At 45.3% G+C, this 7,954-nt stretch carries 8 protein-coding genes; 3 read left to right on the top strand and 5 right to left on the bottom strand.

Going from position 1 to position 7,954, the window contains the following annotated elements; genetic code table 11:
* From QVP40_RS12135 to pheA, 5 genes are all read right to left on the bottom strand, one after another.
* On the bottom strand, positions 1–1,879 hold a 1,879-nt coding region (locus QVP40_RS12135), incomplete at its 3' end, for an RNA degradosome polyphosphate kinase (protein ID WP_288200550.1).
* 45 nt (positions 1,880–1,924) lie between these two features.
* On the bottom strand, positions 1,925–2,815 hold the full coding sequence (locus tag QVP40_RS12130; RefSeq protein WP_022068657.1) for an HD domain-containing protein: 891 nt from the start codon (positions 2,813–2,815) through the stop codon (positions 1,925–1,927).
* 88 nt (positions 2,816–2,903) lie between these two features.
* Positions 2,904–3,470, bottom strand: a complete 567-nt coding sequence (locus QVP40_RS12125; RefSeq protein WP_022068656.1) for a Ppx/GppA phosphatase family protein — start codon at positions 3,468–3,470, stop codon at positions 2,904–2,906.
* On the bottom strand, positions 3,467–4,777 hold the full coding sequence (locus QVP40_RS12120) for an ATP-binding protein (RefSeq protein WP_022068655.1): 1,311 nt from the start codon (positions 4,775–4,777) through the stop codon (positions 3,467–3,469). The genes QVP40_RS12125 and QVP40_RS12120 overlap by 4 nt, the downstream gene beginning before the upstream one ends.
* Positions 4,778–5,926: a prephenate dehydratase gene (pheA, locus tag QVP40_RS12115; protein ID WP_022068654.1), complete on the bottom strand. Its 1,149-nt coding sequence runs from the start codon at positions 5,924–5,926 to the stop codon at positions 4,778–4,780.
* A gap of 185 nt (positions 5,927–6,111) precedes the next feature.
* Here pheA and QVP40_RS12110 point away from each other — a divergent pair, with 185 nt between their 5' ends.
* The 3 genes from QVP40_RS12110 (at position 6,112) to QVP40_RS12100 (ending at position 7,938) form a co-directional block, all read left to right on the top strand.
* The gene (locus QVP40_RS12110) at positions 6,112–6,498 is read left to right on the top strand and encodes a putative ABC transporter permease (protein WP_022068653.1); all 387 of its coding nucleotides are present in this window, start codon (positions 6,112–6,114) and stop codon (positions 6,496–6,498) included.
* Between the two features lie 85 nt (positions 6,499–6,583).
* A complete protein-coding gene (pyrB, locus tag QVP40_RS12105; protein WP_022068652.1) occupies positions 6,584–7,507 on the top strand; it encodes an aspartate carbamoyltransferase in 924 nt (307 codons plus the stop codon).
* A complete protein-coding gene (locus tag QVP40_RS12100) occupies positions 7,501–7,938 on the top strand; it encodes an aspartate carbamoyltransferase regulatory subunit (RefSeq protein ID WP_022068651.1) in 438 nt (145 codons plus the stop codon). The genes pyrB and QVP40_RS12100 overlap by 7 nt, the downstream gene beginning before the upstream one ends.
* Positions 7,939–7,954 lie beyond the last annotated feature (16 nt).

The following is a 7,954-nucleotide window of genomic DNA, read 5'->3' as shown; positions in this document are numbered from 1 at the left end:
GGTCCAGATTTCTCGGCATCCAGTCTGCGCTTCCCATATAAAACTCTTCAATTCCGCCATTATAAAAATAAAAGATACGGCTGTGTTCCAGGAAATCGCCTACAATAGAACGCACATGGATATTTTCGCTGACTCCCGGAATACCGGTCTTCAGACAGCAGATCCCACGGATCACCAGCTCCACCTTAACTCCGCAGGAGGATGCATAATAAAGCGCCTGCATGATCACAGGATCGCAGAGAGAATTCATTTTTGCCATAATATGGCCGGGAATTCCTTTTCTGGCATTTTCTGCCTCCCGTTCGATCATTTCCAGGAATCGTGTTTTCATCCAGATCGGAGCAACGATCAGCCGATTCCAGCGTTTAGGCTCAGAATAACCTGACAGCATGTTAAATACTGCCGTAGCATCCTCTCCGTAGCGCTCGTCGCAGGTAAAAATCCCACAGTCTGTATAAAGCTTCGCAGTAGAATCGTTGTAGTTTCCAGTCGCAAGATGAACATAACGGCGGATTCCTGTCTCCTCTCTTCTTACTACAAGGGTGATTTTACTGTGAGTTTTCAGACCTACCAGGCCATAGATTACGTGACAGCCGGCCTTTTCCAGCATTTTTGCCCATACAATATTATTTTCCTCATCAAACCGGGCCTTCAGCTCCACCAGAACAGTAACCTGCTTGCCGTTTTCCGCCGCCTGCGCCAGAGCCGCAATGATAGGAGAATTTCCGCTGACACGATAAAGCGTCTGCTTGATGGCAAGGACTCCCGGATCTTTTGCAGCCTGCCGTACAAAGTTCACCACCGGATCAAAGCTCATGTAAGGATGATGCAGGAAAACATCGCCTTCACGGATCACTTCAAAAATATTTTTGTCGGTCTGGAACTGAGGAACCGGTGCAGGTACATACTTGCCGGATTTATATTTTTCAAAGCCTTCCAGCCCATAGACCTTCATAAGCACAGTAAGATCCAGCGGTCCCGCTATGCTGAAAATATCCTCGTTTCTGATATCAAACTCTGTTTTCAGGATCTTAAGAAGACGCTTATCCATTTTTTCTTCTGCTTCCAGACGGATAACCTCTCCCCACTGACGTTTCTTCAGCTGTTTCTGGATTTCCACCAGAAGATCCTCCGCCTCGTCCTCATCAATAGAAAGATCTGCGTTTCTCATGATCCGGTAAGGATGGGCGCATACCACATCATTGCTGAGAAACAGCTTGCCGATATTTCTCTCAATAATCTCTTCCAGAAGGATCACAGTTCTGACTCCCTGTTTACCGGAAGGGATCTCGATCACTCTTGGCAGTACAGAGGGAACCTGAACTGTAGCAAATTCCAGAACCTCTTTCCCTTTCTTTTTGTCCTTCTTGGAGATCAGCGCTCCGATATTCAGCGTTTTGTTCCGGATCAGAGGAAACGGCCTGGATGAATCCATTGCCATCGGAGTAAGCACCGGATACACATTGTCCTCAAAATAACGGTCTGCAAATTCTTTCTGCTTTTCTGTCAGCTCCTCATGGGCAAGGATCAGGTGAAGTCCTGCCTTTTCAAGCGCAGGCATGACCGAACGTGTAAAGGTACTGTACTGGACACGTACCAACTCATGAGTCTGCTCACTGATCTCCCGAAGCTGCTCTTTCGGGGTCAGACCTGAAATATCTGTTTTTTCATACCCTGCATGAACCTGATCCTTTAAGGATGCCACCCGGACCATAAAAAATTCGTCAAGGTTTGAAGAAGTGATGCTCAGAAATTTCAGCCTTTCAAAAAGCGGAAGAGACTTATCCCTTGCCTCGCTGAGCACCCTTTCATTAAATTTCAGCCAGCTTAATTCTCTGTTCACATAATATTCCGGTTTTTCAAATTTTTTTGTATCCATTCTGCAATATCCTCCCTGGATTCTGTATCAGATTTCCCGCTCCTTTTATACTCTTCTCTTTCTTCTAAGGATCAGGTGAATGCCAAATACTTCTTCAAAAAATTCCACCTTGTCTTTTAAAAGTCCCAGCTCCAGAGAAATATCGCGGCTGGAATCAATGATCAGATGAAGTTCCCGGTCCTTCAGCACTGCTCTGAGACCTTCTACCTTCTGATAGTGGCTTCTGTCCATGGCGTTGGCAAGCCGGAGAATGGCCGTGAGTTTTGCAACCAGAAGATAACGGTTTCTGTCCATTCCCGCTCCGTCGTCAAAGTTTTCGTAATACACAAATTCCGTTGTATTATACCGGACTGCGCTTGCGATCACCTGACGTTCCTCTGTGGAAAGACCTATGATCTCTGTTGCCATGATAATGCGGTAAGAGCATTCTGCCACATCTGCCATACTTATGTATTTTCCGCAGTCATGAAGCTGGACAGCGATCTGAAGAAGAAGCCGTTCTCTTGCTCCCATTCCGTGGACTTTTTTCATGCTGTCAAAAATAGTCAGAGCCAGCTTCGTTGTCCCCTGAATATGATTTTTACTGCTGGAATATCTTTTGGCAATATTTCTGGAAGCGACCAGAATGTCATTTTCAAAATTATGGGCACTTTTTATATATTTTTTCTTTTCGCAGAAATCATACGCAATACCGTCCAGAAGCGACACACCGGGAACCCAAACAGCCTCTGCCTGAAATACATCCAGAAAGCTTTTGCAGATAACCATGGTAGGCACAACAAGGGAAGCATATTCCGGATCAATATCCATTTCTGCTGCAAGCATCTGATCCGTCTTATAAACAGTATCCTCATAACGTGCGGTAAATTCTGACATTGTGATAATATGGTCATAAATTTCTTCCCGGAAAATCGTATCCGTAAGAAAATCTCCCATCAGAATCACATTTTTGATGTCTCTGTCCTTCAGATAAAGCCGCTGAAAGGCCGTCAGATCGTTCCGGATAAACTCCCGGATCAGCTGGTCATAATGAGTATTGGCTTTTTCCAGCTTTTTCCAGCTCTTTCAGACGTTCCCTGATACGCATACTTCCCATTTTAAGGCTCTGAGTAGTCACAAGCGTATCTTTGTCAAAAAGAGAAACCTGAAGACCGCCGCCTCCTACGTCAAGGATTGCGGTTCCCTTTTGTATGATCTTTTTAAAGCCTGATTCAATGGCCGCAATGGATTTGTACCCCAGAAAATGCTGCTCCGCATTGCTTAATATCTCCACCCGGATTCCGGTTCTCTGATAGATCTGTTCCAGAATGATCACAGGATTTACCATTTCGCGAAAAGCACTTGTGGAACAGGCGCGATATTCCGTTACGCCAAACTCCAGCATCATATTCCGGAAATCTTTCAGCCTTTCGCAGATAGCGTCCACCATTCCCTGTTCCAGACGCCCGGAAGAATATGCGCCTTTTCCGATTTCCAGACGATATCTTACATGGTTCAGCTCGCGAAATCCGTTTTTTCTGGAAAGCTCAAAAATCTTCATACAGACCTCATAGGATCCGATATCAATTGCTGCAAAGGTTGTTACTGTCATGATTCACTCTCCTTTCCCAAAAGATGGTCAATAAACTGCTGGGCTGTGCGGCCTGTCAGTCCTCCGTGGGAAAGCTCCCACTGCCCTGCCTCAAGAAGCAGTTTTTCCTCCGGCATTTTAATTCCATTTCTCTCTGCCAGCACTTTTACAATATTCTGAAATTCCTTTCTACCCGGAGCCCCAAAATAAATGCGAACCCCAAAACGATATACAAGGGACAGCTTCTCCTGAACGGTATCGGAAGAATGAAGATCATCCTCATCATTTAACTCCAGCTTGTCTCCGGAGCGTTCCCGTACCAGATGCCGCCGGTTGCTTGTTGCATAGATCAGAATATTATCCGGCTTCCGCTCCAGTCCGCCTTCGATCACTGCCTTCAGATATTTATATTCAATCTCAAATTCCTCAAACGAAAGATCGTCCATATAAATGATAAATTTGTAGTTTCTGTCCTTGACCTGAGAGATTACCTGATTCAGATCCTTAAACTGATGCTTGTAAACCTCGATGATCCTTAACCCCTCGTCATAATACCGGTTCAGAATCCCTTTTATGCTGGAAGACTTTCCGGTTCCCGCATCTCCGAACAGGAGACAGTTATTTGCTTTTCTTCCTCTTACAAAAGCCTCTGTATTCTCGATCAGCTTCTGTTTGGGAATTTCATAGCCTACCAGATCATCCAGCGCTACATGGGCAATTCTTTTTATGGGGGCGATCACCACATTTCCTTTTTCGTCATGCTCGATCCGGAAGGCTTTGTGAAGTCCCAGCTTGCCAACTCCGAAATCCTTATAGAACCGGACCATATCCTCCATAAATTCTGTACTGTTTTCTGTCTGCGCCAGGGTTCTGCTCATATCACAGATCCGGTCTCTGACGCGCCTGTTAAACATTTTCCCGGTGTTCTCTGCCGCCTGATAGCTGCAGATGATCCTGCAGCACGATGTATGAAACAGTCTGTCAAAAGCGGTAAGGTCAAAGGCATACAGGTTCCTGAATATCTCAAAATCATGAAGGGCAAGCTCCTGAATGCTTCCTCCCACAGCTCCCCTGATCTCACAGGCTGTACTGAATGCATTTTCGTGATTTACCAAAAGAAGCGTCAGATAATCATGCCAGAGATTTCCCGAAAAGCCGTAAGCTCCCGCCATCTCCACCAGTTCTCCTACACACCGGAAAAATACAGGCTTCAGACTGTCCGGATCTTTCCTGTCATCAGACAGCGCATCCATCAGTTTTGCCATTTCCAGTAAAATCTCACCGTGTTCCATATCTCTGTACAGAACACATTCCTGTATTTCTGACATTCAGACTTCCTCCTGTAATCCATAATTTCCCAGAACTCTTACCCGATTGGCTTCCGCCTCAAGTCCCCGGATAGCGTTTTTTACTGCCGGATCCTCCAGATTTCCCTGGAAGTCCACAAAGAAACGATATTCCCAGGTTTTTCCCGGAATAGGTCTGGACTCGATCTTTGACATATTCAGTCCGTTATATATAATATGGGAAAGCATATTATAAAGAGTCCGTCTCTCATGGGGAAGCTCAAAGCAGACACTGACCTTCTGGGATTTTTTTTCATAGACTGCTCTGTTGCTGACAATGATAAATCTTGTGACGTTCTGCTCATTATGGCAGATATTTTCTGCAAGGAGTTGAAGCCCGAACAGCTGCCCTGCTTCTCTGCTTGCAATGGCTGCACAGGACGGATCCCGCTTTTCACTGACTTTTTTTGCCGAGGCTGCTGTGTTTTCCGTTTTTACTGTTTTCCATCCGGGATTCTCTTCCAGAAAACGTCTGCACTGGGCAAGAGCCTGAGGATGAGAATATACTGTTCTGATATCCTCCAGGGAGCTTCCCGGAAGCCCAAGAAGAACATGATCCACCCGTATCACCTGCTCTCCTACAATATGAAGCTGGTATTCTGTAAGAAGATCATAAATATCTGTCACAATGCCCTGAGTGGAGTTCTCAATAGGAAGAACCGCATAATCCGCCCTTCCTGACACAACCTCTTCCATTGCGTTGCGGAAGGTTTCCGCATGATAGCTTTTAATCTCCTCCGGAAAATACGCTCTCATGGCTGCATAGCTGTATGCGCCCTCCACTCCCTGGAAAACAACCGTAACATTTCTGAGAGGCAGGGTGTCTACCATTTCATAATCTCTGTTCTCCTCTTTTCCGTTTGAAGTGAGAAGCTGATACTGACGTTTGCGGCTGATGGCCATGATCTGCTGGAAAACTTCCTGGATTCCCAAAGCATTAAACTCTCCATGGGCCTGCTCTCCCAGTGATTTCAGTTTTTCTCTTTCCCTTACTGCGTCAAATACCGTTTTTCCGGTACGGATTTTATAGTTTGCCACATCTTCACTGACCTTCATTCTTTTTTCAAAAAGTCTGAGGATCTCACTGTCTATCTCATCTATCTGTCTTCTGCATTCCTGCAAATCTGTCATCTGTATTCCTCCCTGATAAAACTGCTGCCGTCCACAGGGCAGTATCCCTGGCGAACAGCAATGTCCCGCTTCTGTTCCCGGAACTTTTACAGTAAGTGTAGCATCTGCGTATTGTTTTTTCAAGACGGGGCATACTATAAGAAAGTTAAATTTATGTAAAAATTACCAGGAAAGGATCCCTGTATATGAAACGAAATTTTGTGCTCTGCGGCTCTTTAGGCTGGTGCCTGGAGGTATTCTGGACAGGTCTTCACTCTCTTCTTGACGGACATCCCACCATGATGGGCCAGACCTCTCTTCTGATGTTTCCCATTTACGGCTGCGCTGCAGTGATCGCGCCTCTTTACCGGAGATTATCATCCATTCCCACAGCCGTCCGGGGCTGCCTTTATACAGTGGGAATATTTATTACAGAATTCTTCAGCGGCAGCATTCTGAAAGCCCTTGGAATCTGTCCCTGGGACTACAGCAGCACTCCATTTCACTACAAAGGAGTCATACGTCTGGACTATGCGCCGGTATGGTTTGTAACCGGGCTTCTTTTTGAGAAAATACTTTCAAAATCATCTTGAAAAAACACTTTTTCTATTATATCATTGAATATGATAATTTCAGATATAACAGTTCTGAATCTGATTCCAATTAGGGAGGTAACAAATGAGACATTTAATGAGCCCGTTGGACTTTTCTGTGGAAGAGCTTGACAAGCTTCTTACCCTGGCCAACGACATTGAAAAGAACCCGGAAAAATATGCCCATGTCTGTGACGGAAAAAAACTTGCCACTTTGTTCTACGAGCCAAGTACCCGTACCCGTTTAAGCTTTGAAGCTGCCATGATGAATCTGGGCGGCAAGGTACTGGGATTTTCCTCTGCTGACTCAAGCTCTGCTGCAAAAGGCGAAAGTGTTGCAGATACCATCCGTGTCACATCCTGCTATGCAGATATCTGTGCCATGCGTCATCCCAAGGAGGGTGCTCCTCTGGTAGCTTCCATGGCTTCTTCTATTCCTGTGATCAATGCCGGAGACGGAGGTCATCAGCATCCCACTCAGACACTTACCGATCTTCTGACTATCCGTTCTCTGAAAGGAAGACTGGACAACCTTACCATCGGTCTGTGCGGAGACCTGAAATTCGGACGTACTGTACATTCTCTCATCGAGGCTCTTGTACGCTACAACAACGTAAAATTTGTTCTGATCTCTCCGGAAGAGCTCCGTGTTCCAAGCTATATCCGCGAGGATGTGCTGACTAAACACAATATTGAATTTGAAGAGGTAGAAAGACTTGAGGATGCCCTTCCGAAACTTGACATTCTTTACATGACACGTGTTCAGAAGGAACGTTTCTTCAATGAAGAGGACTATGTCCGCATGAAAGACTTCTACATACTGGACAGGCAAAAGATGGAGCTTGCAAAGGAGGATATGTATATCCTGCATCCTCTTCCCCGTGTAAACGAAATCGCTGTTGAGGTGGATGACGACCCGAGAGCCGCTTATTTTAAACAGGCACAGTACAGCGTTTATGTCCGTATGGCCCTGATTCTCACATTACTGGAGGTGGATGTAACATGTTAAACGTAGGAGCACTCCGCGAGGGCTATGTTCTTGACCATATCAAGGCAGGCAAAGCCATGACGATCTATCATGACCTGAAGCTGGACAAGCTTGACTGCACAGTTGCCATTATCAAAAACGCCCGCAGCAACAAAATGGGTGTTAAGGATATCATCAAAGTTGAATGTCCTATCGAAAAGCTGGATCTGGATATCCTTGGCTTTATTGACCACAATATCACTGTCAATATCATCAAGGACGAAAAGATTGTTGACAAAAAAGAGCTGAAGCTTCCAAAAAAGATCACCAATGTGATCAAATGCAAAAACCCCAGATGTATTACTTCCATTGAGCAGGGACTGGATCATGTATTCTTCCTGGCAGACGAAGAAAAAGAGATTTACCGCTGCCAGTACTGCGAAGAAAAATACAGGGGAAAACGCAACAAATAAAATTCCATTTATAGAC

Source organism: Blautia sp. CAG:257, assembly GCF_000433815.1.
GTDB lineage: Bacteria > Bacillota > Clostridia > Lachnospirales > Lachnospiraceae > Blautia_A > Blautia_A caecimuris.
This window is presented reverse-complemented; position numbering and strand designations above follow the sequence as displayed.